The organism is Terrabacter sp. 2TAF16 (genome assembly GCF_052115065.1).
Classification (GTDB): domain Bacteria; phylum Actinomycetota; class Actinomycetes; order Actinomycetales; family Dermatophilaceae; genus Terrabacter.
This window is the reverse complement of record NZ_JBFRFZ010000007.1, coordinates 261,160-286,610: the sequence shown is the minus strand read 5'-3', so window position 1 is coordinate 286,610 and position 25,451 is coordinate 261,160. Positions and strand designations below refer to the sequence as shown.

Sequence of the window (25,451 nt, the reverse complement as noted above, 5' to 3'; positions counted from 1 at the left end):
CCTGGAACCCTCCGAGGAGCAGCGATGAACGAGACCCGCATCACCGTGCACGGCAACGTCGTGACCGAGCCCGTCGAGCGACACGGCCGCAACGGCAGCATCTTCACGACCTTCCGCGTCGCCACGACGCCCTACCGCCGCACTGCCGACGGTCGCTTCGTCGACGGCGACACGAGCTTCTACAGCGTCATCGCGTTCAACGCGCTCGCGGCCAACGCGGCCTCGGCGCTGCGCAAGGGCCAGCCGGTCATCGTCGAGGGCAACCTGTCGATCAAGCAGTACGTCGGCAACGACGGCCAGCCGCGCACCTCGCCCGAGATCGACGCCGACCACGTCGGACACGACCTGTCGTGGGGACGCGCGAGCTTCGAGCGCGTCAGCCGCGCGGCCGCGCTCGGCCAGGACCGCACGGCCGACCCCGACGTCCAGGCGTCCGTGCGCGCCCTGGCCGAGGGCGAGCCAGCCGTTGCCGACCAGCGCCCCGCCCACGTCGACGCGGACGGGGTCGTCGACGACGACTACGACCCCGGCGCGGACCCGGCCGACGGTGCGCGCGACGACGCCGGCGGGGTGCTCGCCACCGGTGATCCCGAGACCGACGACTACGAGGTCGTCGAGCGGCTCACGGCCTGACGTCGACAAGGTCCGCGAGCGCGGACACCGATTCGGTGCCGCGCTCGCAGACAGATAGCCTTCTGCGCATGGCCGAGTACATCTACACCATGACCCGTGCGCGCAAGGCACACAACGAGAAGGTCATCCTCGATGACGTCTCGATGTCCTTCTACCCCGGCGCGAAGATCGGCATGGTCGGCCCCAACGGCGCCGGCAAGTCGACGATCCTCAAGATCATGGCCGGACTCGACCAGCCGAGCAACGGCGAGGCGCGTCTGGCCCCCGGGGCGACCGTCGGCATCCTCCTGCAGGAGCCGCCCCTCAACGAGGACAAGACGGTCCTCGGCAACGTCGAGGAGGGCGCCGGCGAGATCAAGGCGAAGCTCGACCGCTACAACGAGATCTCGGCCGAGATGGCCGACCCCGACGCCGACTACGACGCGCTGCTCACCGAGATGGGCAAGCTGCAGGAGGACATCGACCACGCCGACGCGTGGGACCTCGACAGCCAGCTCGAGCAGGCGATGGACGCCCTGCGCTGCCCGCCGCCGGACTCGCCCGTCACCAACCTCTCCGGAGGAGAGCGTCGCCGCGTCGCCCTCTGCAAGCTGCTCCTGCAGAAGCCCGACCTGCTGCTGCTCGACGAGCCCACCAACCACCTCGACGCCGAGTCGGTCCTCTGGCTCGAGCAGCACCTCGAGGGCTACCCCGGCGCCGTCATCGCGGTCACCCACGACCGCTACTTCCTCGACAACGTCGCCCAGTGGATCGCCGAGGTCGACCGCGGTCGCCTCTACCCCTACGAGGGCAACTACTCGACCTACCTCGAGAAGAAGTCCGAGCGACTGACGATCCAGGGCAAGAAGGACGCCAAGCTGGCCAAGCGGCTCAAGACCGAGCTCGAGTGGGTCCGCAGCAACGCCAAGGGTCGTCAGGTCAAGAGCAAGGCACGTCTGGCCCGTTACGAGGAGATGGCGGCCGAGGCCGAGCGCACCCGCAAGCTCGACTTCGAGGAGCTCCAGATCCCGCCGGGCCCGCGTCTGGGCTCGACGGTCATCGAGGTGAAGAACCTCAAGAAGGGCTTTGGCGAGCGCGTCCTCATCGACAACCTCTCCTTCTCCCTCCCGCGCAACGGCATCGTCGGCGTCATCGGCCCCAACGGCGTCGGCAAGTCGACCCTCTTCAAGACGATCGTCGGCTTCGAGGAGCCGGACGGTGGCGAGGTCAAGATCGGCGAGACCGTCAAGATCTCCTACGTCGACCAGGGCCGCGAGGGTCTCGACCCGAAGAAGAACCTCTGGGAGATCGTGTCCGACGGCCTCGACCACATGAAGGTCGGCAACGTCGAGATCCCCTCACGGGCCTACGTGTCGCAGTTCGGCTTCAAGGGCCCCGACCAGCAGAAGCTCTCTGGCGTCCTCTCCGGTGGTGAGCGCAACCGTCTCAACCTCGCGCTCACGCTCAAGCAGGGCGGCAACCTGCTGCTCCTCGACGAGCCGACCAACGACCTCGACGTCGAGACCCTCGGCTCCCTCGAGAACGCGCTGCTCGAGTTCTCCGGCTGCGCCGTCGTCATCACCCACGACCGGTGGTTCCTCGACCGCGTCGCGACGCACATCCTCGCCTACGAGGGCACCGAGGAGAACCCCGCCAGCTGGTACTGGTTCGAGGGCAACTTCGAGTCCTACGAGGCCAACAAGGTCGAGCGCCTCGGTCCGGAGGCCGCCCGTCCGCACCGCGTCACCTACCGCAAGCTGACGCGCGACTGACCGCGAGCGACGGCGACGCCGTCGACGAGAGGGCCGGGATGCACGCATCCCGGTCCTCTCGCGTCAGATCCAGCCCTTGCGCCGGAAGACGCCGTAGAGCGTGACGGCCACGCCGGCGATGACGGCCGCGCTGAAGAGGACGCCCCAGGGCCGACCGAACCCGGGGTAGGGCACGTTCTGGCCGAACCACCCCGTCACGGCGGTCGGGACGGCGATGATCGCGGCCCAGCCGGTGAGCTTCTTCATCACCGTGTTGAGCCGGGCGTCCTGCAGCGACAGGTTGGTCTCGAAGATCGTCGTCACCATGTCGCGCAGCGACTCGGTCCACTCGGCAGCCCGGAGGACGTGGTCGTAGAGGTCGTCGTAGAAGCCGTCGAGCTCGGTGTGCCGCTGGTCGAGCTCGCCCCGGTGACGGAGCACCGCGTTGACGACGTCGCGCATCGGCAGCACGACACGTCGCAGCTCGACGAGCTCCTTGCGCAGCCGGTAGGTGCGCACCTGGACGGCGTGCATGCGCCCGCTCTCGTCGAAGAGGAGGTCCTCGAGGTCCTCGATCGCGTCGTCGAGCTGCTGGATCGCCTCGAAGTGCCCGTCGACGACGGTGTCGAGCAGCCCGTGCACGAGTGCTCCGACGCCGAGCGCGAGCAGCTCGGGGTCGTCGTTCCACCGGTCGAGCACCTGCTGCATGTCGACCTCGTCGGTGCCGCGGACGGTGATGATGCCGCCCGGGAGCACGAACGCCGAGATCCGTGCAGTGCGCAGGCGGGACTCCGGCCCCAGGGGCTCGGGACCGTTGGCGCCCGTCGAGGTGCCGCCGGGCTCGAGCCGGGTGGCATAGACGGTGAGGAAGGTGTGTTTGGCGTGCCGGGTCGCCTTCGGTCGCTCGCCGGCGGAGACGGCGTCCTCGACGGCGTGGGGGTCGAGCCCGAGCTCCGCGGACAGGGCGCGCAGGCCGGCGTGGTCCGGCTCGCACAGGTCGACCCAGATGAGCGAGTCCTCGCGACCCAGCAGCTCGGACACGTCCTCGAGCGGGAAGCCCTCGTCGACCACCTTGCCGTGCTCCCACCGGCAGGAGGTGATGCGCCCGGTTCCGTCGTTGCTCACCGGGCCAGTCTCGCAGCCCCGAGGCGCTGGCACGGTCAGGCGATGAGGGGCGTGACCTCGCGAGTCGTGGGGCGTTCGCCGAGCGCGAGCTGCCAGGCGGTGGCGAGCCGTCGGCCGACCTCGTCGGCCTCGTCGGGTGCGACGCAGAAGGGCACCCGGACCCAGCGGGTGAAACCGCCCTCGACCCCGAACTGTCCACCGCGGGCCAGCCGGACGCCGGCGGACTCGGCGACCCGAGCGAGCTCGTCGCCCCTGGCCTCCGGCAGCTCGCACCAGAGGTTCAGGCCGCCCGAGGGCACCGTGAGGCGCCAGTCGGGGACGTGCTGGCGAAGAGCCGTGACGAGGGCGTCGCGCCGGGAGCGCGCCTCGCGCCGGCGCTCGGTCAGCAGGGACTCACCCTGCCGCAGCAGGTCGGTGACGACGAGCTGCTCGAGGATCGCCGTGCCGAGGTCGAGGCTGTGGCGGGCCTCGATGACGGCCTCGGCACCGCCGCGGGGTGCTCGCACCCAGCCGACGCGCAGGCCGCCCCACCACGTCTTGCCGGCGCTGCCGAGGGTGTGGGCGGCGGGGGAGGAGGCCGCGAAGGGCGCAGCTCGTGCCGCGCCGTCCGGGTCCTCGAGGCCGAGCTCGACGAACGTCTCGTCGATGACCGGGACGGTGTTCGCCCGGGCCAGCACGCCGGCCAGCGCCTGTCGCGTGGGCGCATCCATGACGAGTCCGGTCGGGTTCTGGTGGTCGGGGATGAGGTATGCCGCCCGGGCGCCGCTCTGACGCAGCCCGACCTCGATCGCCTCGACGTCCCACCCCGTCGCCGTCAGCTGCGCGGGCACTGCGCGGTACGCCGAACGCCGCACCCCCACGATGGCGTTCGGGTAGGTGGGGCTCTCGACGAGGACCCGGTCACCGATGTCCAGCTGGGAGCGGAGCACGGCCGACAGTCCACCGTGCGCACCGGACGTGATGACGACGTGGTCGGGGGAGGTGGACAGCCCCCGGCCCTCGAACCAGTCGGCCACCGCGGCGCGCGTCTCCGGCAGCCCGCGTGGGTCGTAGCCCGCGGTCGCGAGGAAGCGCGGCAGCTCGAGAAGGGCCCGTTCGTAGGCCGCGGTGACACCGGCGGCGGCCGGGAGGGCGGCATACGTGAGGTCGATGACGTCGGGCGGCACGTCCGTGGGGATGAGGCCGGCCTGCGACAGCGCGAGGCCCGAGGGCCCGGCCGGAAGGCAGACGACGCTTCCCGAGCCGCGCCGCGTCGCGACGAACCCCTCGTCGCGCAGGGCGTCGAGGGCCGCACCGACGGTCGTGCGGCTCAGGCCCAGCTCGGTCGTCAGCGTGCGCTCGCTCGGCAGCCGCGTCCCGACGAGGAGCCGTCCGTCGGAGACGAGTCGGCGGATGCCGTCGGCGAGACCGCGATAGGCCGGCCGGGGGAGAGGACCGGACCCGAGAAGCAGGGCCAGTGACCGGGCCGAGATGGTGCGCACCGGTCCACTGTCCCACGACTGGCCCTTAAAAGGCAGTCCACTGGTCGGCATCATGGACGGTATGAGACGTCACGTCCCCCTCGCGAACCTCACTCCGCGGCAGCAGCTGCGTGCCGGCCGCCTCCCGCGCCGCGTCGTCCAGCTCCTCGTGGGACTCGTGCTCTACGGCGTCTCCATGGCGATGATGATCCGCTCGACGCTCGGGCTCGACCCGTGGGACGTCTTCCATGCCGGGATCGCCACGCACGTGTCGCTGACCTTCGGGCAGGTGACGATCATCGTCGGTGCGCTCGTCCTGCTGCTCTGGGTGCCGCTGCGGCAGTGGCCAGGTCTCGGCACCGTGGCCAACGTCGTCGTCATCGGCCTCGCCGCCGACGCGGGCCTCGCGCTCATCGCGCCGCCCGAGGCGATGTGGGCCCGGGTGGCGCTCCTCGCCTCCGGCATCGTGCTCAACGGCGTCGCCGGTGGCCTCTACATCGGCAGCCAGCTCGGTCCCGGCCCCCGTGACGGGCTCATGACGGGCTTCGCGCGGCGCACCGGGCTGTCGATCCGGCTCGTCCGCACCACCATCGAGGTCGTCGTGCTCGCGGTCGGCTGGCTGCTCGGTGGACCCGTCGGCCTCGGCACCGTGCTGTATGCCGTGACGATCGGCCCCTTGGTCCAGTTCTTCCTGCCCCGGCTGACCATCGACCTCGCCCCTGCGGGAGCGCCCCCGCGTGAGGACGGCGCCGCGCCCGAAGAGGGCGCCGCCCCCGTGACGCCGACGTCGGCGCTGGGCTCGACGACGAGCTGACGTCTCAGGCGCCGGTGAGGGGCCAGGACCGGAGCACCCTGCAGGCGCCCGGCTCGTACCACGCGAGGTCGAGTCGCTCGGCCCGGCAGCGGGCCGGGAGACGGGGGGCGGCCAGCCTGCGGGTCGACTCCTCGGTGACCACGTCGGAGAGGGCGTCGAGCGTCAGGTGCGGCACGACGTCACCGAAGCGACCGGCATACGGCGGGCACTGGGGAAAGGCCTCCCGCAGCCGCGACGTGAGGGTGGCGAAGGGCGCCGACGGCTCGGGCAGCAGGTGGACGATCCCGTTGGGGAAGGTGTCGACGGCCTCGAGTGTGAACGCGAAAGGCTCTGTCGCTGCGGCGATCTCGGCGACGACGTCGAGCGCTGTCTGCGTCAGGGACTCGAGGTCGAGGAACGGCGCGAGCGCCGTGACGTGCGCGTGGACGAAGTCCGGGTCTGCCGAGACGTAGTCGGCGTCGTAGTGCCGCGTGCGGGCGAGGACGAACGGCTCGAGGACCGGCACCGGCACCTGGAGCACCGAGTGGCCGGTGACGGCCGAGGTCATGATGGCGGCACGCTCAGTGCCCGGCGCCAACGAGCCGCAGCGCGAGGGCGGCGTTCGTCGCGCCGATCTCGGCGGGACTGCGTCGGATCGTCGGGGAGTACCAGCGGGCCACGTCGACGACGATCGAGAGCAGGGCCAGCGCGGTGTCGGCGCTGTCGTCGACGGAGAACGTCCCGTCGGCCACCCCACGGTCGAGGACGTCACGCACGAGGGAGTCCATCTCCTTGCGCAGCTTGAGGACCTCGGCGTGGTGCTCGGGGGTCAGGTGGTGGTGCTCGTACTGCACGACGCGGGCCACCTGGTACTGCTCGACGTGCCACTCGGTGAAGCGCGCCATGACGGTGACGAGCTGCTCGGCAGGCGTCGAGCCCTCGGCGATGGCCGAGCGCATGAGGCGCAGCGCGGACTCGTGCCCGCTGCGGCTCAGGGCGAAGAGCAGCTCCTCCTTGGAGCCGAAGTGGACGTAGACCCCGGCGGGCGAGAGCCCGGCCCCGGAGGCGATGTCACGGGTGGTCGTGGCGTGGAAGCCCTTGTCGGCGAACGCGTGGGCCGCGGCCTGCAGGAGCCGCTCGACGGTCGAGGCGTCGGGGTCGGACGTCCGGGCGCCGACGGACGGCGGGGTCGTGGTGGGCTGCGGCACGTTGACAGCATGCCGCAGGGGAGGGAAACTAAGCAAGCGCTTAGTTACCGACGGGTACCAGCGCGTCGCACCCGTGAGCACGCCCGATGGAGGACGTTATGCCCCGCAACATCTACGACGAGGACCACGAGGCGATGCGCGCCTCCGCGCGCGAGTTCGTCGCCCGCACGCTCGCGCCGCGCGCCGAGGAGATGATCGAGGGCAAGTCGATCCCGCGCGACATCTGGCTCGAGGCCGGCAAGCAGGGCTTCTTCGGCCTCGACATCCCCGAGGAGTTCGGCGGTGCCGGCGTCGACGACTACCGCTTCAACGCCGTCGTCGCCGAGGAGATGTCGCGCTTCAACGCCGCGACGAGCTCGTGCTTCGGCATCCACTCCGACGTGTGCCCGCCCTACATCGTCGACCTCGGCACCGAGGAGCAGAAGCAGCGCTGGCTGCCCGGGATGGCGAGCGGTGAGCTCATCTGCGCCATCGCCATGACCGAGCCCTCCGGTGGCTCCGACCTCGCCGCGCTCAAGACGACCGCCGTCCGGGACGGTGACTCGTGGATCCTCAACGGCTCCAAGACCTTCATCACCAACGGCTACCAGGCCGACCTCGTCATCGTGGCAGCGCGCACCGACCCGTCCAAGGGTGCCAAGGGCATCACGCTGCTCATGGTCGAGCGCGGCATGGAGGGCTTCGAGAACGGCCGCAAGCTCGACAAGGTCGGCATGGACGAGTCCGACACGGCCGAGCTCTTCTTCGAGAACGTCCGCGTCCCCGACGAGAACCGCCTCGGCCCCGAGGGCATGGGCTTCATCTCGATGATGCAGCGCCTCCCGCAGGAGCGCGTCGGCGCCGCCGTCTCCAACGTCGCCCACGCCAAGGCGATCCTCGAGGAGACGATCCAGTACGCCAAGGACCGCAAGGCGTTCGGCCAGCCGATCGGCGCCTTCCAGCACAACAAGTTCCTCATGGCCGAGCTCGTGACGAAGATCGAGGTCGCCGAGGCCTACGTCGACGACTGCATCGCGGCCCACGCCGAGGGCAAGCTCTCGGCCGTCGACGCCGCCAAGGCGAAGTGGTGGAGCTCGGAGGTGCAGAACGACGTGCTCGACCACTGCGTCCAGCTGCACGGCGGCTACGGCTTCATGAACGAGTACCGCGTGGCCCGCGCCTGGCGCGACGCCCGCGTCACGAAGATCTGGGCCGGCTCCAACGAGATCATGAAGGAGCTCATCGGCCGGGACCTCGGCTTCTGATGGCGGCCGACGCACGCGGCGGCCGCCACGAGGGTGCCGTCGCGATCATCACCGGCGCCAGCCGCGGGATCGGTCTCGGCATCGCCGAGCGCCTCGTCGCCGAGGGGGCCAAGGTCGTCATCACGGCCCGCAAGCCGGACGCGCTCGCCGAGGCGGTCGCCACGCTCGGCGGTCCGGAGCACGCCCTCGGCATCGCCGGCAACGCAGCCGACGAGGACCACCAGGACGAGGTCATCAGCGCGGCGCGCGAGACGTTCGGCGGGCTGCACCTGCTCGTCAACAACACCGGCATCAACCCTGTCTACGGGCCGATGCTCGACACCGGGCTCGACATCGCGCGCAAGGTGCTCGACGTCAACGTCGTCGCCGCCTTCTCGTGGATCAAGAAGGCCGTCGCGGCCGGGCTCGGCGACGAGGCCCACCCCGGGTCGGTCGTCAACCTCGCCTCCGTCGCCGGCCAGGGCGCGAGCGGAGTCATCGGCTGGTACGGCGTGTCCAAGGCGGCGCTCATCCACCTGACGACCGAGCTCGGCTACGAGCTCGGTCCCGACGTGCGGGTCAACGCCGTGGCCCCCGCGGTCGTCAAGACGAAGTTCGCCGAGGCGCTCTACGAGGGGCGCGAGGAGAAGGTCGTCCGCGCCTACCCGATGAAGCGCCTCGGCCTGCCCGAGGACGTCGCGGGCGCCGTCAGCTTCCTGCTGAGCAGCGACGCGTCATGGGTCACCGGTCAGACGCTGACGATCGACGGTGGCGTCACCCTGGGTGGCGCCCTCTAGGAGATCCGTTCCGCCGCAAGGCGATTCGCCGACGATGTATGCCGTCCGGCCCCGTGCGAGCGCACGGGGCCGGACGCATTCCGGGCCGGGTTTGACATCAGTTAGGTGAGGCTTACTAAGGTAAGCCTCACCTAATGTTTCGTCGACTCGACAGAAGGATCCCCCGTGTCGCGCCTTCGCACCGCCCTCCTCGCCGCCGTCGCCGCGGCGCTCGTCCTCGCCGGCTGCACCACCGGACCCACCGGGGGTTCCGCCCCGACCCCCGCGGGCGCAGCAGCGGCAGGGGCCGGCGACACGGGAGCCGACCCGACGGCATACCCCGTCACCCTCAAGGACGCCTTCGGGACGGCCACCATCACGAAGGAGCCGCAGCGGGTCGTCACCCTCGGCTGGTCCGACGCCGACCACGTGGCGGCGCTCGGGGTGGCCCCCGTCGGTGCCCCCACGGTGACGTGGGGCGGCAACGCGAACCTCTCGACGGACTGGTTCGACGCGCAGCTGGCCACCTTCGGCGGCACCGCGCCGACACGCTTCGACGACGCCGACGGCAACCCCGTCGAGGAGATCGCGCAGCTGCAGCCCGACCTCATCCTCGCCACGAACTCCGGCATCACGAAGGACGAGTACGACAAGCTGAGCAAGCTCGCACCCGTCGTCGCCTACCCGGAGGTCGCCTACGGCACGCCGTGGCAGGTCTCGCTCGAGACGATCGGGAAGGCGCTCGGGCGCTCGAAGCAGGCGGCTGACGTCGAGGCGAAGACCATCGGGGCGCTCGAGGCGGCCAAGGCGAGGTATCCGCAGCTCGCCGGCAAGACCTTCATCTACGGCTACGTCGCCCCGACCGACCTCTCGCAGATCGGCTTCTACACCCCGAGCGACCTCCGGCCGCAGATGCTCACCGAGCTCGGCATGAAGAACGCGCCGGTCGTCGAGGAGCAGGCCAGGGGCTCCAAGGAGTTCTACCTGACCGTCAGCGCCGAGCGTGCCTCGACGCTCGAGGCCGACGTCTTCCTCACGTACATCACCGAGGACTCCGAGGTCGTGGTCATGACGAAGGACCCGCTCGTCGGCCAGGTGCCCGCCATCAAGGCGGGGGCGCTCGTCGCGACGAAGGACCAGAAGGTCGGTCTGACGATGAGCTCGCCGACGCCGCTGTCCATCCCGTACATGACCGAGCTGTTCGTGCCCCTCGTGGCGGCCGCGGCCGACAAGGCCGACGCCGCCTGATGAGCGCCACCCAGACCGCTGGACGGGAAGGGCGGGTGGCCTCCGGCGACGCGACCCTCCCGGGGCTCGCAGCCCTCCTGCTCGCCCTGCTCGTCGTGCTCGTCCTGGCCGTCGTCGCGTCGATCGTGCTGGGATCAAAGGCGATTCCTCTCGGCGACGTCGTGCAGGTGCTGACGGGCCACGGCGACGGCGTGGCCGGCAGCGGCATCGTCGAGGCTCGCGTCGCCCGGACGGTCGTGGGCGTCCTCGTCGGCGCGGCGCTCGCCGTCGCGGGCGCGGCGATGCAGGGGCTGACCCGCAACCCCCTCGCCGACCCGGGACTGCTCGGCGTCAACGCCGGCGCCGGACTGGCCGTCGTCCTGGCGATCTCGGTCTTCGGCGTCGGCTCGCTCAGCGGCTACGTCTGGTGGGCGATGGCCGGTGCCGGTCTCGCGGCCGTCCTCGTCCACGCGCTCGCCGGGCTCGCCGGTCGTGGATCGCCCTTGCGCCTCACGCTCGCCGGAGCCGCCGTCGCGGCCGGTCTGGCGAGCTGGTCGTCCGGGGTCCTCGTCTCGAGCAAGCAGTCCTTCGACTCCTTCCGCTTCTGGCAGGTCGGCACGATCGGGGGCCGGGGGCTCGACCTCGTCGTCACCGTGCTGCCGTTCTTCGCCGTGGGGCTCGTCGTCGTCCTCCTCGCCGTGCGTCGGCTCAACGCCCTCGCGCTGGGCGACGACCTGGCCCGCGGTCTCGGCGAGAACGTCCTCGTCGCCCGGGCCACCGTCGCCGTCGGCGTCGCCGTCCTCTGTGGCGCCTCGACCGCGCTCGCAGGGCCGATCGGCTTCCTCGGCCTCGTCGTGCCGCACGTCGCCCGATCCGTCGTCGGCCCCGACCACCGGCGGATCATCCCGGTGTGTCTGGCCGCCGGGCCGATCCTGCTGCTCGCCGCAGACACCGTCGGACGGCTCGTGGCCCAGCCGAGCGAGGTGCAGGCCGGCATCATGACGGCCGTCATCGGCGTGCCCTTCTTCATCGTGCTCGTGCGCCGCGGCCGGATGGCGAGCCTGTGACCGCCGACGTGCTCGCCCCGACCGGGGCCCGCGCCGACCCGCGTGCCGTGGCCGCGGAAGAACCCGCCGACCTCACCCGCGTCGTGCGAGCCCGCAGGCGGCCCACGCGTCGGGTGCGCTTCGTCATCGCGACCCTCGCGGTGGCCGCCGTCGCCGCCGTCCTCGTCCGTGTGCTCCTCGGCGACTACGTCGTCGCGCTCACCCACCTGCTGCCCATCCTCAGGGGCGAGACGCTGCCCGACGCTCCGGGCGCCTCCTTCATCGTCATGGAGGCCAAGCTGCCACGTGCCCTGCTGGGGCTCCTCGCGGGTCTGGCGTTCGGGGCGGCGGGGGCGATGTTCCAGACCACCTTGCGCAACCCGCTCGCGAGCCCCGACATCATCGGCATCAGCCTCGGCGCGTCCGCCGCAGCGGTCATCGCCCTGACGTTCCTCGACGCGCAGGGCCTCTGGCTGCCGGCAGCAGCCCTCGTCGGTGCGGTGGCCGTCGGGCTGCTCATGCATGCCGTCGGTCGGGGGACCACGCTCGCCGGCCAGCGCATGGTGCTCGTCGGCATCGGCGTCGCCGCCCTCCTGTCGAGCGTCATCCAGTTCGTCATGACGCGCACCTCGATCCAGGACGCGCAGGCTGCCCTCGTCTGGCTCACCGGGAGCCTCGCACGCGCCACGTGGCCCGTCATCGAGCTGCTCTCGGCCGCGGTGCTCGTCCTCGCGCCCCTGCTCGCGGTGTGCGCGCGGTGGATGCGGCTCGCCGAGCTCGGGGACGACCTGTCGGCGACCCTCGGGGCGCCCGCAGGTCGGGCTCGCCTCGGGCTCGTCGTCGCCGTGGCCCTCGCCGCCGTCGCGACGAGCGCGACCGGTCCCATCGCGTTCGTCGCCTTCCTGGCGGGGCCGATCGCGCGACGCCTCTGCGGTGGGCGTCCCTCGCTGTGGGCGGCGGCCCTCGTCGGGGCCGTCGTCGTCGTGCTGTCGGACTTCGCCGGTGACTACCTCATCCCCGACGTCAACCTTCCCGTCGGCGTCGTCACCGGCGCCCTCGGCGCACCCCTCATGCTCGCGGTCGTCGTCACCGCGGGCCGAGCCGGAAAGGCCTGACATGACCTCCACGACCCTCGCCCCCACCCCGACGGACGGCAAGGCCCTGCGTGCCCGCGACCTCACCCTCTGCTACGACGGTCGGCGGGTCGTCGAGCACCTCGACCTCGACGTGCCGGCCGGCAGGATCACCGTCGTCGTCGGGCCCAACGGCTGCGGCAAGTCGACCCTCCTGCGCGGGCTCTCACGTCTGTTGCGCCCCACCGAGGGCAGCGTCCACCTCGCCTCCGAGGGCGCCCACGACGACGTCTGGTCGCTGCGGCCCAAGGGGTTCGCCCGCCACGTCGCGCTCCTCCCGCAGAGCCCGCCCGTGCCCGAGGGCATCACCGTCGTCGACCTCGTCGGCCGCGGTCGACACCCGCACCACACCCTGGTCCGCCGGTGGTCGCGGGCCGACGACGAGGCCGTCACCAGGGCCATGCGGGCGACCGGGACCCTCGAGCTCGCCGAGCGACCCGTCGACGAGCTGTCCGGCGGCCAGCGACAGCGCGTGTGGATCGCGCTGACCCTCGCCCAGGAGACCGACGTCGTGCTCCTCGACGAGCCCACGACCTACCTCGACCTCGCGCACCAGATCGACGTCCTGGACCTGTTGCGCGACCTCAACCGCAGCCGGGGGACGACCGTCGTCATGGTCCTGCACGACCTCAACCTCGCGGCCCGCTACGCCGACCACGTCGTCGCCCTGCGCGACGGCCGTCTCGTCGGCAGCGGCGCACCGGCGGACCTCGTCGACGAGGAGTTCGTGGCGCAGGTCTTCGGCCTCCGCAGTCGTGTCATCGCCGACCCCGTCACCGGCTCGCCGCTCGTCGTGCCCACCTCGACCCACCACCAGAGCGGAGCCACCTCGTGACCACGACCGCCGTCAGCCCCGTCCTGCTCCTCACGGCGGTCGTCCGCCGGGTCGAGCGACTCAGCCCGTCCTTCGTCCGGATCCGTCTGGGCGGCAACGGTTTCGAGCACCTCGGCCCCGAGGGGCCTACGCTCGACCAGCGCGTCAAGCTGCTCATCCCGTCGCCGGGGAAGCCGGCGCCGAGCGCGCTCCTCGACCCCGACGGGTGGTATGCCGCGTGGCTGGCGCTGCCGGGGGCCGACCGTGGTCACCTGCGCACCTACACGGCCCGTGCCGTCGAGGGGGAGGGTGGCGACCGCCAGCTCGTCGTCGACTTCGTGCTGCACGGTCACGGCCCGCTCGGCGCGGCCAACCCGCTCGGCGCAGCCGGCGCGGCCGCCGGTCCCGCCGGCACGTGGGCGGCGCGAGCCGCCGTCGGCGACGAGGTCGGCCTGCTTGCCCCGCGCCGCGGTCACGAACACGCCTTCGGGGGCATCGAGTTCGACCCGGGCGCCGCGGGGCGACTGCTCCTCGTCGCCGACGAGACGGCCCTGCCTGCGCTCGCGTCGATCGTCGAGTCCCTGCCGGCTTGCACCCGGGGCGTTGCCGTCGTGGAGGTGCCGGACGCCACGGACTTCCTCGACGTCCGCTTCCCGGCCGGGATCGAGCGTCACTGGATCGCTCGCGGGGGCCGCCCCAGGGGCGAGCAGACCCTCGCCGTGCTGCGCGAGTGCCTGGACCTGCACCCGGAGCGTGCCGTCGCCGACGCCTCGTCCCTCGGCCCCTCGGCCGACTTGGACGACGCCGTGTGGGAGACCCCGGCCCACAGCTCCTCGGGTGACGACGTCACGGCATCCGGGCGGGCGCGGCCCCGACCAGGCGATCGCGACACGTATGCCTGGGTCGCCGGCGACTCCGACACGGTCAAGGCCTGTCGGCGCCTCCTCGTGGGCGAGGGAGGCATGCCCCGTCCGCAGGTCGCCTTCATGGGGTACTGGAAGCAGGGACGCGCCGGCTGAGCAGCCCTTTCTCCACCCCGCCCGGACGGCGCGTCGCGGCACGGCGCGCCGACCGGCATACGGCCGCTTGCGCTCGACGGGCCCGGGCAGGGGAGAATGCGCTGTGCGGCCACCGTCGTCCGCAGGTCGCCACGCCGTGGCGCCGCGGCGCTGCCGCGACCGAACGACGGAAGAAGGTCCATGGAGATCTGGCCGGGCAAGCCCTACCCACTCGGAGCGACGTACGACGGCTCGGGGGTCAACTTCGCCGTCTTCTCCGAGGTCGCCGAACGCATCGAGCTCTGCCTGCTCGACGACGACCTGAACGAGACGCGTTTCGACCTGCCCGAGACGGACGGCTTCGTGTGGCACGGCTACGTGCCCTACGTGCAGCCCGGGCAGCGCTACGGCTTCCGCGTGCACGGACCCTACGACCCCGCGAACGGCCACCGCTGCAACCCGAGCAAGTTCCTCCTCGACCCGTACGCCAAGGCGATCGAGGGCCAGGCCGAGAACGACCAGTCGCTCTACTCGTACACCTTCGGCGACGCCAAGGCCGCGACGACGACGAAGATCAACACCGACGACAACGTGCGCCACACGATGCACTCCATCGTCATCAACCCGTTCTTCGACTGGGGCGACGACCGCCCGCCGCGCCACGAGTACCACGAGACCATCATCTACGAGGCCCACGTCAAGGGCCTGACGATGCTCCACCCGGAGATCCCGGAGGAGATCCGCGGCACCTATGCCGGCATCTCGCACCCGGCGATGATCAAGCACCTGAGCGACCTCGGCATCACCGCCATCGAGCTCATGCCCGTGCACCAGTTCGTCCAGGACGCGCCGCTCGTCGACCGCGGCCTGTCCAACTACTGGGGCTACAACACCATCGGCTTCCTCGCCCCGCACAACGAGTACGCCGCCGGTGGGCAGCGTGGCCAGCAGGTGCTCGAGTTCAAGGCCATGGTCAAGGCGCTGCACGCGGCGAACATCGAGGTCATCCTCGACGTCGTCTACAACCACACGGCCGAGGGCAACCACATGGGCCCGACGCTGGCCTTCCGCGGGCTCGACAACAACAGCTACTACCGCCTCGTCAGCGACGACCTCAGCCACTACTACGACACCACGGGCACGGGCAACAGCCTCCTCATGCGCAGTCCGCACGTGCTCCAGCTCATCATGGACTCGCTGCGCTACTGGGTCACCGAGATGCACGTCGACGGCTTCCGCTTCGACCTCGCCGCCACCTTGGCCCGCCAGTTCCACGAGGTCGACAAGCTGTCGGCCTTCTTCGACCTCATCCAGCAGGACCCGGTCGTCAGCCAGGTCAAGCTCATCGCCGAGCCGTGGGACGTCGGCGAGGGTGGCTACCAGGTGGGCAACTTCCCGCCGCTGTGGACCGAGTGGAACGGCAAGTTCCGCGACACGGTGCGCGACTTCTGGCGCGGTGAGGGTGGTGCCCTCGGCGAGTTTGCTTCTCGTTTCACCGGATCCAGCGATCTCTACGAGCACTCGGGCCGCAAGCCGATCGCCTCGATCAACTTCGTCACAGCCCACGACGGCTTCACCCTGCGCGACCTCGTGTCCTACAACGACAAGCACAACGAGGCCAACGGCGAGGGCAACAACGACGGCGAGAGCCACAACCGGTCGTGGAACTGCGGCGTCGAGGGGCCGACCACCGACCCGGTCATCCGTGACCTGCGGCTGCGCCAGCAGCGCAACTTCCTCACGACGCTGCTCTTCTCGCAGGGCGTGCCGATGATGCTGCACGGCGACGAGCTCGGTCGCACGCAGGGCGGCAACAACAACGGCTACTGCCAGGACAACGACATCTCGTGGATCCAGTGGGTCCTCGACGAGGACGACCAGAAGCTCCTCGTCTTCACCCAGTCGCTCGTCAAGCTGCGGCGCGAGCACCCGGTGTTCCGTCGTCGCCGCTTCTTCGCCGGCAACGCCGACCACGGCGGCGAGAGCGAGCTCGGCGACATCGCCTGGTTCACGCCCGAGGCACAGCACATGGACGAGGAGGCCTGGAGCAACGGCCTGGCCAAGTCGCTCATGATCTTCCTCAACGGCTCGGCGATCCCCGAGCCGGACCCGCGCGGCCAGCAGATCCTCGACGACTCGTTCCTCGTGATGTTCAACGCCCACGACCAGCCGCTGACCTTCACGCTGCCCGACGAGGAGTACGGGGCCGAGTGGATCCCGGTCATCGACACGGCCCTGCACGAGGTCGAGGCCAACCACCTCGACGCCACGTGGCAGATCCAGGTGCAGCCCCGCAGCATCGTCGTGCTGAGGTGCCCACGCGAGATCGTCTCGCCCATCATCCCGGGCGTCACGGAGGAGGCCACCGCGTGAGGTATGCCAGCGCACCGGTCTCGACCCACCGGCTCCAGCTCGAGCCGGACTTCACCCTCGACGACGCGCTCGCGCAGGTGAAACACCTTGCGGCACTGGGGATCACGCACCTCTACCTGTCGCCGATCCTGCAGGCCACCGTCGGATCCAAGCATGGCTACGACGTCACCGACCACGCGTCGGTGGCGGCAGGGCTCGGCGGCGACGCCGGCTTCGGCCGCCTCGTCGAGGCAGCCCACGAGGCCGGGCTCGGCGTCGTCGTCGACGTCGTGCCCAACCACATGACGACACCGACGCCCCTCTCGCTCAACCGCCCGCTGTGGTCGGTGCTCCGCGAGGGCCGGCAGTCGGCATACGCCACGTGGTTCGACGTCGACTGGGACGCCCAGGACGGGCACCTCCTCATGCCGGTGCTCGGGGCGCCGCTCGACGAGGTGCTCGCAGCTGGGGAGATCTCCGTGGGGGAGCACGAGGGTGAGGCGGTCGTGCAGTACTACGACCACGTCTTCCCGCTCGCGCCCGGCACGGACCCGCGGCTGCCGATCGGTGAGCTGCTCGACGCCCAGCACTACCGCCTCGCGTCGTGGACGGTCGGCGACTCCGAGCTGAACTACCGTCGCTTCTTCGACGTCACGTCGCTCATCGCGGTGCGGGTCGAGGAGCCCGAGGTCTTCGACGCCACGCACGCCCTCCTCGTCGACGGGATCCGCTCCGGCGCGATCGACGGGCTGCGCATCGACCACCCGGACGGCCTCGCCGACCCCGAGGGCTACCTCGAGCGGCTCGCCGAGGCGACCGGTGACGCGTGGGTCGTCGTCGAGAAGATCCTCGAGGGCGAGGAGCAGCTGCCGCACTTGTGGCGGACGGCAGGCACCACCGGCTACGACGCCCTGCTGCGCATCGGCGGGCTCTTCGTCGACCCCGCCGGGGCCGAGCCCCTCGACGACCTGTCGACCGAGCTGCTCGGAGAGCGGCAGGACCTCGGGGACATCGTCACCGAGTCGAAGCGGTGGGTCGTCCAGGTCATGCTTGCCACCGAGGTGAGCCGGCTCATGCGACTCGTCGCGCGGGCGCGGCCGGACCTCGAGGAGGTCGCCGCTCGCGAGGTGCTCGAGGCGATGCTCGTCGGCATGGACCGCTACCGCGTCTACGTGAGGCCCGGAGCCCCCATCGCGGGCGCCGACGCGGCCGAGCTCCGGGCCGCCGCGTCTCGTGGTGCACAGAGCGCTTCGGGTGCCCTGGACGACACGGTCGTCGAGGGCCTCGTCGACCTCGGCCTCGGCCGGGGAGACGTCCGGGACGACGCGGCGCGCGACGAGTTCGTCGTGCGGTTCCAGCAGACGTGCGGTCCCGCCATGGCCAAGGCGATCGAGGACACGGCGTACTACCGCTACGTCCGGCTCGTGGGGCTCAACGAGGTCGGCGGCGACCCGACCCGGGTGGGCCTGCCGACGTCCGCCTTCCACGGGTTCGCCGAGAACCTGCTCGGTGAGTGGCCGCAGTCGATGACGACGCTCTCGACGCACGACACGAAGCGGTCCGAGGACGTGCGGGCGCGGCTCTTCGTGCTCGCGGAACGACCGGAGGCGTGGGCCACCTGGGTGCGCGCGGCACGAGAGCTGGCGACACCGGTCCGCGCCCAGGAGCTCGACACGCTCACCGAGTACTTCCTCTGGCAGACCCTCGTCGGGGCGTGGCCGATCAGTGAGGAGCGGCTGCAGGCCTACGCGCTCAAGGCGATCCGCGAGTCGAAGCTCTTCACGCGCTGGACCGAGCCGAACGAGGCCTACGAGTCGGCGGTCGAGCGGTTCGTCTCGGGCGTCGTCACGACACCGGAGATGGTGGCCCACGTCGAGGACTGGGTCGACTCGACGGGGCGCGAGACGCGTGCCAACGTGCTCGGCCAGAAGCTCGTCCAGCTGACGATGCCGGGCGTGCCTGACGTCTACCAGGGCACCGACCTCGTCGACCTGTCGCTCGTCGACCCCGACAACCGGCGGCCCGTCGACTACGACGACCGTCGCGACCGGCTCGCCCGCCTCGACGCCGGCGGTGCCCCGGCGGACCTCGACGACGAGAAGCTGCTCGTCACCGCGGCCGCCCTGCGCACGCGCCGCGAGTGGCCCGAGTGCTTCACGGGTGAGGACGCAACGTATGTCCCGGTCGCGACCGGCTCCGAGCACGCCGTCGCCTTCGGTCGGGGCACGGGCGACGACGTGGAGGTCGTGACCGTGGTGACGCGGTTCGCCGGCCGGCTCGCCGACGCCGGCGGCTTCGGGGACGCCACCCTCGCCCTGCCCGAGAGGCGCTGGTCCGACGTCGTGTCCGCGCGCACCTTCGACGGTGGGCGCACGCGCCTCGCCGACCTCGTCGGTGACGACGGCTTGCCCGTCGCGCTGCTCGTGCGGGTACGGGACGAGTCATGACCCCCGAGAGCCTCAGCGTCTGGGCGCCATCAGCGTCACGGGTCGACGTCGTCGTCGCCCGGGTCGACGGGTCCGGCGCCGAGCCGACCTCGGCGGCGCAGCGGCACGCCATGACCGCCGGCGACGGCGGCTGGTGGACGTGGCCGCGCCCGGACGACGTCACCCTGGACTACTCCTTCAGCATCGACGGAGGCGACCCGAGACCCGACCCGCGGAGTGCCTGGCTGCCGCACGGCGTCCACGCGGCGAGCCGCACCTTCGACGCGGCGGCTCACACCTGGGGTGACGGTGAGTGGCGCGGCACCCGTGACGGCCGTGGCGTCCTCGGAGGGGTCGTCTACGAGCTGCACATCGGGACGTTCACGCCGGAGGGCACCTTCGACGCGGCGATCGCCCACCTGGAGCACCTCGTCGAGCTCGGAGTCGACGTCGTCGAGGTCATGCCCGTCGCCGCCTTCGGCGGCACCCACGGCTGGGGCTACGACGGGGTCGCGCCGTATGCCGTCCAGCAGGCGTACGGCGGCCCGGCCGCCTTCCAGCGTTTCGTCGACGCGTGCCACGTCCGGGGCCTCGGCGTGTGCCTCGACGTCGTCTACAACCACCTCGGTCCCACCGGCAACTACCTCGCCGAGTTCGGGCCCTACTTCACCGACGCCCACACGACGCCGTGGGGGCCCGCCGTCAACCTCGACGCGGACGGCAGCCACGAGGTGCGGCGCTGGGTCGTCGACAACGCCCTCCGGTGGTTCCGCGACTTCCACGTCGACGCGCTTCGGCTCGATGCCGTGCACGAGCTGCGCGACACGTCCGAGCCACACATCCTCGCCCAGCTCTCCGGCGAGACCGCTTCTCTCGCAGAGGAGCTCGGCCGGCCACTCGACCTCATCGCCGAGAGTGACCTCAACGACGCCGTCATGGTGACGCCCACCGCCGAGGGTGGCCGCGGCATGACGGCCCAGTGGGACGACGACATCCACCACGCCCTCCACGTCGCCCTGACCGGCGAGACACAGGGCTACTACGCCGACTTCGCCGGCGGCAACGAGGCGTGGCCGGAGGGCGGCGCCATCTCGGTGCTGGCCAAGACACTCACCGACGCCTTCCTGCACGACGGTCGGGTCTCCACCTTCCGGGGCGAGCTCTGGGGCGCGCGGGTCGACCCCGGGACGCGCTCGGGGCACGAGTTCCTCGCCTACCTGCAGACCCATGACCAGGTCGGCAACCGCGCGATGGGTGACCGCATCAGCGACCAGGTCTCGCCCGGGCAGCAGGCGATCGGCGCCGCCCTCTACCTGCTCTCCCCGTTCACGGCCATGGTCTTCATGGGCGAGGAGTGGCGTGCGAGCACGCCGTTCGCGTTCTTCACCTCCTTCGAGGAGGAATGGCTGGCCGACGCGGTGCGCTCCGGCCGACGTGCCGAGTTCGCCGCCCACGGGTGGGACGAGGCCGACGTCCCCGACCCCCAGGACCCCGCGACCCGGGCGCACAGCGTGCTCGACTGGAGCGAGCCGAACGCGCCCGGCCACAACGAGATGCTCCACTTCTACCGTGAGCTCATCAAGGTGCGGCGCACGCAGCCGGACGTCGCCTCCGGTGATCTGCGTGCCACGACGGTGACCTTCGACGAGACTGCCCGCTGGATGATCCTGTCGCGCGGGTCGGTGCACGTGGTGGCCAACCTCGCGGGCCGCGCCGGCGTCGTCCCGTTCGCGGGCGAGGTCGAGCACGTGCTCGCCTCGTGGGGGCGGTCGCCGATCGTCGACTCGCACGGTGTCAGCCTCGACGGCCACGACGTCGCCGTCCTGCGCACGACCGCCTGACCTCAGACGCCACGCGAGTGGCCGCCACGTCTCCCGGGTCCCACCGCCAGCAGCTCGAGTGGCCGCCACGACACTCTGGTCCCACCCTCGGTGGTAGGCGTGGGGTGAAGAGGCCACTCGAGTGAGACCGAGCGTCTACGCGAGGGAGCGAGCGGGGCCCGCTGCCCGTCGAACTGGCGGAGCCCACCCCGGTGCGTCACGACTTGACGCGGACCATGCCCTCCTGGGCCGTCGTGGCGACGAGGGTGCCGTCCTGGCTGAAGATCTCACCGATCGAGAGGCCGCGACCGCTGACGGCCGACGGAGACTGCTGGGCGTAGAGCAGCCACTCGTCGACGCGCACCTCGCGGTGGAACCACATCGAGTGGTCGAGGCTCGCGACCCGCAGGCGACGGTCGGTCCAGACCAGACCGTGCCGGCGCAACACGGGCTCGAGGAGCGAGTAGTCGCTCGAGTAGGCCAGGACCGCGGCGTGCAGCAGGGGGTCGTCGGGCAGGCGGTCGATGGCGCGCATCCACACGTGGTTCGTCGCGACCTGCTCGGGCCCGGCGTCGAGGAACATGTTGCTCTCGACAGGCCGCAGCTCGATCGGTCGGGACTCGGCGAGGTGCCGGGCGCCGGGGTGGTCGACGCCGCGGAAGGCGTCGGCCAGCGACGTGAGCCCGTCGGGGCCCGCGACCTGCGGCATCCCGTTCTGGTGGTCGAGACCCCCGGCGCGTTCCTGGAAGGAGCACACCATCGACATGATCGGCGCGCCCTTCTGGACTGCATGGACCCGGCGGGTCGAGAACGAGTTGCCGTCGCGCATCTCCTCGACGGCGAAGCGGATCGGCAGCGTGTCGTCGCCCGGCCGCATGAAGTAGCCGTGCAGCGAGTGGATCGGCCGCGCGCCGTCGCCGTCGTTGAGGTCACGCACGGTGATGCCGGCGGCCATGACGCACTGGGCGAGGACCTGACCACCGAAGACGCGCCCGTGGGGCATCTTCTGGCTGCGCCCCTCGAAGACCCGGGCGGATGATGCGCCGATCGACTCCGCGGCGTCACGTCCTTGGACGTCGGTGACGGCGATCTGCGCGGTGCCGACGTCACGGAGGGTCAGCACCTCGATGAGGTCCTCGAGTGGGGGCAGCGGGCGCGGTTCGGCGGGGGCGTCGGCACTCACAGGTCGACCCTAGTGGCCCCGGACGAGTGCTCGCTGCTGCCCGCGACGCGCGTCACCCTTCCATCGCCAGGGCCATCGGCAGGACGGCCGGCGCACCGGCCTCGCGCAGCAGCCCGGCACAGACCGTGAGCGTCCACCGTGAGTCGCTGACGTCGTCGAGCAGCAGCACGGGACCCGGGATGCCGTTGAGCGAGGCCGCGAGCTCGGGGCCGACGGCGAGCCGACCCCACACGTTGGCGAGCCGGAAGGCGCTGTTGCCGCCGGGCTCGCCGACGGGGCCGCCCTCGACGAGGTCGAGCGCACCGAGGTAGGGGAGCCGTCCCAGCTGTCCGAGGCCGGCGGCCAGCGACTCGACGAGCAGCGGGCGCCGACGCGACGGCACGGAGACGATGGCCGCGGGCCGTTCCTGCCACCCCCACCCGGCGAGCACGTCGACACAGGCGCGGACGACCTCGGCGGGGATCTCACGGTCCTCGCCGCGGAGCAGCTCACGGAGCCGCTGACCCCACCCGAGGTCGCTGAGGCGGGCGACGGCACGGCCCTCCTGCATCGAGACCGATGGCGCGATCCTGCCCTTGAGCGGGACGCCCAGACGGTCCATGCCCGACGGCCACTGCGCACGGGACTCGAGGACGACGCCGGGGCGCTCGAGGCGCGAGCGGGCGGTGTTGACGGCGGCCTCGGGGATCGTCGTGTCGAACCAGGGATCGGTGCACCGGTCGCACCGGCCACAGGGCTCGGCGGAGTCGTCGTCGAGGGTCTGCTGGAGGAAGGCCATGCGGCAGCGGTCGGTGCGTTCGTAGTCGACCATGAGCTGCTGCTCGCGCTCGCGCGCCTCGGTGACGCGTCCGTAGCGCTCGGCGTCGTAGGTCCACGGCTCACCGGTGGCGGTCCATCCGCCGGGCACGCGGTGCACGGCGCCGTCGACGTCGAGGACCTTGAGGAGCAGCTCGAGGCGCGTGCGGCGCACGTCGACGATGGACTCGAGGGCGACCGTCGACAGGGCCCGGGGGGACTCGGACAGGGCGCGCACGACGGCATCGGCCTGGTCCTGCTTGGGCATGGACGCGGACGCGAAGTAGCGCCAGATGTCCTTGTCCTCGGGCCCCGGCATGAGGAGGACGTCGGCCCGCTCCGTGGCGCGGCCGGCTCGCCCGACCTGCTGGTAGTACGCGACGGGTGACGACGGCGCCCCGAGGTGCAGGACGAAGCCCAGGTCGGGCTTGTCGAAGCCCATGCCGAGCGCCGAGGTCGCGACGAGGGCCTTGACCTCGTTGTCGCGCAGGGCCTCCTCGAGGCGGATCCGCTCTGAGGGCTCGGTGCGGCCGGTGTAGGCAGCGACCTTGTGGCCGGCCTCGCGCAGCGCGACCGCGACGTCCTCGGCAGCGGCCACGGTCAGGGCGTAGACGATGCCCGACCCCTGCAGCTCACCGAGGTGCGCGATGAGCCAGGCGAGACGCTGCTCTGGTGCGGCGAGCGGCAGCACCCCGAGTCGCAGCGACGCCCGGGCAAGGGGGCCGCGCAGGGTCAGGACGTCACGGCCACCAGCGCCGAGCTGCTCGACGACGTCGGTCACCACGCGCGCGTTGGCCGTGGCCGTCGTCGCGAGGACCGGAGTGCGCTCAGGCAGGGTCATGAGCAGGTCGCGGATGCGGCGGTAGTCGGGGCGGAAGTCGTGACCCCAGTCGCTGATGCAGTGGGCCTCGTCGACGACGAGGAGCCCGCACGACTCGGCGAGGGCGGGCAGCTGCTCGTCGCGGAACCGGGGGTTGTTGAGGCGCTCGGGGCTGACGAGCAGGACGTCGACCTCGCCGCGGGCGAGGGCACCGGACACGGCGCCCCACTCGTCGGCGTTCGTCGAGTTGAGGGTGACGGCCTTGATGCCGGCGCGCTCGGCGGCAGCGATCTGGTCGCGCATGAGAGCGAGGAGGGGGCTGACGATGACGGTCGGCCCGGCACCCTCGGCACGGCGCAGCGCGGTGGACACGAAGTAGACGGCGGACTTGCCCCACCCGGTCCGCTGCACGACGAGCACACGCCGACGACCGGCGACGAGCTCGTTGACGGCCTCGAGCTGCCCGTCGCGGAAGTCGACGTCGTCGCGCCCGACGAGGCGCCGCAGCGCGGTCGTGGCCCGCTCGCGCAGGGCGGGGTCGACGTCGGCAACGTGGGGAGCGGCGGGGGGTGACGGCATGGCACCCAACCTACGGGTCCCCACCGACCGGGCCGACCGGCATACCCGGGCTGTGGAGGGGCCCGCGTCCCACCAACGGGATGTGGACGAGCGGCGAGACGGGCGGCTGGAAGGATGGGGGCATGACGGAGACCGAACCGCAGGCCACGCCGTATGCCGCCCACGTGTCGCTGCGCTGGTCCGACATGGACGCCTACGCGCACATCAACAACGTGCAGTTCCTGCGACTGCTCGAGGATGCGCGCGTCATCGCGTTCCGCGACTGGTTCGAGGGCGGGGGAGCGGGCGACAAGACCCTGCTCGACGAGGGCGTGCTCGTGTCGCGCCACGAGATCGAGTACCGCCGTCCCCTCGGCTTCCGGCACGCCCCGGTCGAGATCCAGATGTGGGTCTCGCGAGTGGGTGGCGCGGGTTTCGACGTCGCCTACATCGTCACCGACCCCGACGGTGTCGGCGAGGGCGAGCGGCTGGTCTACGCCGTCGCCGAGACCGAGCTCGCGCTCTACGACTTCGCGAGCGAGGCGCCGCGGCGCATGCGCCCCGACGAGCGCGCGTCGGTGCAGGCCCACGTCGGCGGTCCCGCGCCCTTCCGGAAGCGACGCCGGTGACCGGCACGCCGCAGATCGACTTCGGCGACCCGCGGGGTCTCGCCGATCTCGGCACCTACCTCGCCCGGGCGAGCCGCGCCAACCCCGACGGCGCCGTGCGCCTCCAGGTGCTCGGCACTCTCCTCGTCACCACGGTGGCGGTCATCGAGGGCACCGGGCTCATGGGTGACGGCACGGTGCTCGGCATGCGCGTCGTGACGATCGCGCCGTCCGACGCCGTCGACACCACCGTGTCCTTCGCGTCGGTCGCCGACCGCCTCGCCCGCGACGGCGCGAGCGCCGTGCTGAGCGTCCCGCCGACGACCGTCCGCGCTCCGTGGAGCGGGCTCACGCCCCCGCGGGACGGCTGGGAGCCGGTTGGCCAGCTCGACGGTGGGACCATCGACTCCATTGCGCGCCAAGGCATCTCGCAGGTCGCCGAGGGCACCCCCGAGAACGCCGGGGGTCACGCGGTCGACGCGCTCCGACGGCGGACCTGGGGCGCGATGAGCGACACCGTGCCGCCCATCGCGGCGGGACTCGCCTTCGGTGCGCACGTGCTCGGCTTCACGGCTCCGGGCGAGCCGGCGTCGATCGCGGCCCACGGCCGGTGGACGCGCCTCAGCACGTCGCGCGGTCACGTCCTCGTCCGCTGACCCGATGGCGTATGCCGTCCGCCGCGGTCGGGGGTGCGGCGGGGTCGCGACGTGGCGCGGGGAAGTG

Annotated in this window: 21 protein-coding genes; 15 read left to right on the top strand and 6 right to left on the bottom strand. The window is 71.7% G+C overall.

The genetic code is table 11. The features are described from left to right. Positions 1–24 precede the first annotated feature (24 nt). The gene (locus tag AB4Z14_RS13340) at positions 25–633 is read left to right on the top strand and encodes a single-stranded DNA-binding protein (RefSeq protein WP_442275601.1); all 609 of its coding nucleotides are present in this window, start codon (positions 25–27) and stop codon (positions 631–633) included. A 68-nt stretch (positions 634–701) separates the two neighbouring features. After that, positions 702–2,384 (top strand): energy-dependent translational throttle protein EttA, encoded by a 1,683-nt coding sequence (ettA, locus tag AB4Z14_RS13335; RefSeq protein WP_020144471.1) that lies wholly within the window; start codon positions 702–704, stop codon positions 2,382–2,384. A 63-nt stretch (positions 2,385–2,447) separates the two neighbouring features. Here the strand turns inward: ettA and AB4Z14_RS13330 are convergent, their stop codons facing one another. Together AB4Z14_RS13330 and yczR are read right to left on the bottom strand one after the other, a co-directional pair. After that, positions 2,448–3,488: a magnesium transporter CorA family protein gene (locus tag AB4Z14_RS13330; RefSeq protein ID WP_442275600.1), complete on the bottom strand. Its 1,041-nt coding sequence runs from the start codon at positions 3,486–3,488 to the stop codon at positions 2,448–2,450. A 35-nt stretch (positions 3,489–3,523) separates the two neighbouring features. Further along, positions 3,524–5,023, bottom strand: coding sequence for a MocR-like transcription factor YczR (gene yczR / locus AB4Z14_RS13325; protein WP_442275599.1), 1,500 nt, complete (start codon positions 5,021–5,023; stop codon positions 3,524–3,526). Between the two features lie 7 nt (positions 5,024–5,030). Here yczR and yczE point away from each other — a divergent pair, with 7 nt between their 5' ends. Beyond that, complete coding sequence (yczE, locus tag AB4Z14_RS13320) at positions 5,031–5,762, top strand: membrane protein YczE (protein ID WP_442275598.1); 732 nt, start codon at positions 5,031–5,033, stop codon at positions 5,760–5,762. Positions 5,763–5,766: 4 nt separating this feature from the next. Here the strand turns inward: yczE and AB4Z14_RS13315 are convergent, their stop codons facing one another. Together AB4Z14_RS13315 and AB4Z14_RS13310 are read right to left on the bottom strand one after the other, a co-directional pair. Further along, complete coding sequence (locus AB4Z14_RS13315; RefSeq protein ID WP_442275597.1) at positions 5,767–6,309, bottom strand: 2'-5' RNA ligase family protein; 543 nt, start codon at positions 6,307–6,309, stop codon at positions 5,767–5,769. A 13-nt stretch (positions 6,310–6,322) separates the two neighbouring features. Continuing rightward, positions 6,323–6,949 (bottom strand): TetR/AcrR family transcriptional regulator, encoded by a 627-nt coding sequence (locus AB4Z14_RS13310; protein WP_442275596.1) that lies wholly within the window; start codon positions 6,947–6,949, stop codon positions 6,323–6,325. Positions 6,950–7,047: 98 nt separating this feature from the next. On the opposite strand from AB4Z14_RS13310, the gene AB4Z14_RS13305 reads away from it, so the two are divergent. The 10 genes from AB4Z14_RS13305 to treZ all read left to right on the top strand — a co-directional run bounded on the left by AB4Z14_RS13305 (position 7,048) and on the right by treZ (position 20,785). Continuing rightward, on the top strand, positions 7,048–8,193 hold the full coding sequence (locus AB4Z14_RS13305) for an acyl-CoA dehydrogenase family protein (RefSeq protein WP_020144477.1): 1,146 nt from the start codon (positions 7,048–7,050) through the stop codon (positions 8,191–8,193). After that, on the top strand, positions 8,193–8,969 hold the full coding sequence (locus AB4Z14_RS13300) for an SDR family oxidoreductase (RefSeq protein WP_442275595.1): 777 nt from the start codon (positions 8,193–8,195) through the stop codon (positions 8,967–8,969). Before AB4Z14_RS13305 ends, AB4Z14_RS13300 begins: the two co-directional genes overlap by 1 nt. A gap of 165 nt (positions 8,970–9,134) precedes the next feature. Beyond that, on the top strand, positions 9,135–10,196 hold the full coding sequence (locus AB4Z14_RS13295; RefSeq protein WP_442275594.1) for an iron-siderophore ABC transporter substrate-binding protein: 1,062 nt from the start codon (positions 9,135–9,137) through the stop codon (positions 10,194–10,196). Beyond that, positions 10,196–11,242: a FecCD family ABC transporter permease gene (locus AB4Z14_RS13290; protein WP_442275593.1), complete on the top strand. Its 1,047-nt coding sequence runs from the start codon at positions 10,196–10,198 to the stop codon at positions 11,240–11,242. The genes AB4Z14_RS13295 and AB4Z14_RS13290 overlap by 1 nt, the downstream gene beginning before the upstream one ends. Then, positions 11,239–12,336, top strand: a complete 1,098-nt coding sequence (locus tag AB4Z14_RS13285) for a FecCD family ABC transporter permease (RefSeq protein ID WP_442275592.1) — start codon at positions 11,239–11,241, stop codon at positions 12,334–12,336. Before AB4Z14_RS13290 ends, AB4Z14_RS13285 begins: the two co-directional genes overlap by 4 nt. A gap of 1 nt (position 12,337) precedes the next feature. Continuing rightward, positions 12,338–13,189: an ABC transporter ATP-binding protein gene (locus tag AB4Z14_RS13280; RefSeq protein WP_442275591.1), complete on the top strand. Its 852-nt coding sequence runs from the start codon at positions 12,338–12,340 to the stop codon at positions 13,187–13,189. Further along, the gene (locus AB4Z14_RS13275) at positions 13,186–14,187 is read left to right on the top strand and encodes a siderophore-interacting protein (protein ID WP_442275590.1); all 1,002 of its coding nucleotides are present in this window, start codon (positions 13,186–13,188) and stop codon (positions 14,185–14,187) included. Before AB4Z14_RS13280 ends, AB4Z14_RS13275 begins: the two co-directional genes overlap by 4 nt. A gap of 180 nt (positions 14,188–14,367) precedes the next feature. Continuing rightward, positions 14,368–16,539 carry a glycogen debranching protein GlgX gene (gene glgX, locus AB4Z14_RS13270; protein WP_442275589.1) on the top strand — a complete coding sequence of 724 codons (2,172 nt, stop codon included), beginning with the start codon at positions 14,368–14,370 and terminating at the stop codon, positions 16,537–16,539. Then, entirely contained in the window at positions 16,536–18,965 is a 2,430-nt protein-coding gene (gene treY / locus AB4Z14_RS13265) for a malto-oligosyltrehalose synthase (RefSeq protein WP_442275588.1), read from the top strand. The genes glgX and treY overlap by 4 nt, the downstream gene beginning before the upstream one ends. Further along, positions 18,962–20,785, top strand: coding sequence for a malto-oligosyltrehalose trehalohydrolase (gene treZ, locus AB4Z14_RS13260; protein ID WP_442275587.1), 1,824 nt, complete (start codon positions 18,962–18,964; stop codon positions 20,783–20,785). Before treY ends, treZ begins: the two co-directional genes overlap by 4 nt. A 196-nt stretch (positions 20,786–20,981) precedes the next feature. Here treZ and AB4Z14_RS13255 read toward each other — a convergent pair whose 3' ends face one another. Together AB4Z14_RS13255 and AB4Z14_RS13250 are read right to left on the bottom strand one after the other, a co-directional pair. Continuing rightward, a complete protein-coding gene (locus AB4Z14_RS13255; RefSeq protein ID WP_442275586.1) occupies positions 20,982–21,947 on the bottom strand; it encodes an acyl-CoA thioesterase in 966 nt (321 codons plus the stop codon). A 52-nt stretch (positions 21,948–21,999) separates the two neighbouring features. Further along, a complete protein-coding gene (locus AB4Z14_RS13250; RefSeq protein ID WP_442275585.1) occupies positions 22,000–24,141 on the bottom strand; it encodes a RecQ family ATP-dependent DNA helicase in 2,142 nt (713 codons plus the stop codon). Positions 24,142–24,263: 122 nt separating this feature from the next. Between AB4Z14_RS13250 and AB4Z14_RS13245 the strand changes: the two genes are divergently transcribed. Beyond that, positions 24,264–24,749 (top strand): acyl-CoA thioesterase, encoded by a 486-nt coding sequence (locus tag AB4Z14_RS13245; protein ID WP_442275584.1) that lies wholly within the window; start codon positions 24,264–24,266, stop codon positions 24,747–24,749. Further along, complete coding sequence (locus AB4Z14_RS13240; protein WP_442275583.1) at positions 24,746–25,384, top strand: hypothetical protein; 639 nt, start codon at positions 24,746–24,748, stop codon at positions 25,382–25,384. Before AB4Z14_RS13245 ends, AB4Z14_RS13240 begins: the two co-directional genes overlap by 4 nt. The last annotated feature ends 67 nt before the right edge of the window (positions 25,385–25,451 follow it).

Excerpts from the sequence above, each read along its gene's own strand:
- AB4Z14_RS13340 (WP_442275601.1), top strand. The coding sequence starts at position 25 with ATGAACGAGACCCGCATCACCGTGCACGGCAACGTCGTGACCGAGCCC.
- ettA (WP_020144471.1), top strand. The coding sequence starts at position 702 with ATGGCCGAGTACATCTACACCATGACCCGTGCGCGCAAGGCACACAAC.
- yczR (WP_442275599.1), bottom strand. The coding sequence starts at position 5,023 with ATGATGCCGACCAGTGGACTGCCTTTTAAGGGCCAGTCGTGGGACAGT.
- yczE (WP_442275598.1), top strand. The coding sequence starts at position 5,031 with ATGAGACGTCACGTCCCCCTCGCGAACCTCACTCCGCGGCAGCAGCTG.
- AB4Z14_RS13315 (WP_442275597.1), bottom strand. The coding sequence starts at position 6,309 with ATGACCTCGGCCGTCACCGGCCACTCGGTGCTCCAGGTGCCGGTGCCG.
- AB4Z14_RS13305 (WP_020144477.1), top strand. The coding sequence starts at position 7,048 with ATGCCCCGCAACATCTACGACGAGGACCACGAGGCGATGCGCGCCTCC.
- AB4Z14_RS13300 (WP_442275595.1), top strand. The coding sequence starts at position 8,193 with ATGGCGGCCGACGCACGCGGCGGCCGCCACGAGGGTGCCGTCGCGATC.
- AB4Z14_RS13290 (WP_442275593.1), top strand. The coding sequence starts at position 10,196 with ATGAGCGCCACCCAGACCGCTGGACGGGAAGGGCGGGTGGCCTCCGGC.
- AB4Z14_RS13280 (WP_442275591.1), top strand. The coding sequence starts at position 12,338 with ATGACCTCCACGACCCTCGCCCCCACCCCGACGGACGGCAAGGCCCTG.
- glgX (WP_442275589.1), top strand. The coding sequence starts at position 14,368 with ATGGAGATCTGGCCGGGCAAGCCCTACCCACTCGGAGCGACGTACGAC.
- treZ (WP_442275587.1), top strand. The coding sequence starts at position 18,962 with ATGACCCCCGAGAGCCTCAGCGTCTGGGCGCCATCAGCGTCACGGGTC.
- AB4Z14_RS13250 (WP_442275585.1), bottom strand. The coding sequence starts at position 24,141 with ATGCCGTCACCCCCCGCCGCTCCCCACGTTGCCGACGTCGACCCCGCC.
- AB4Z14_RS13245 (WP_442275584.1), top strand. The coding sequence starts at position 24,264 with ATGACGGAGACCGAACCGCAGGCCACGCCGTATGCCGCCCACGTGTCG.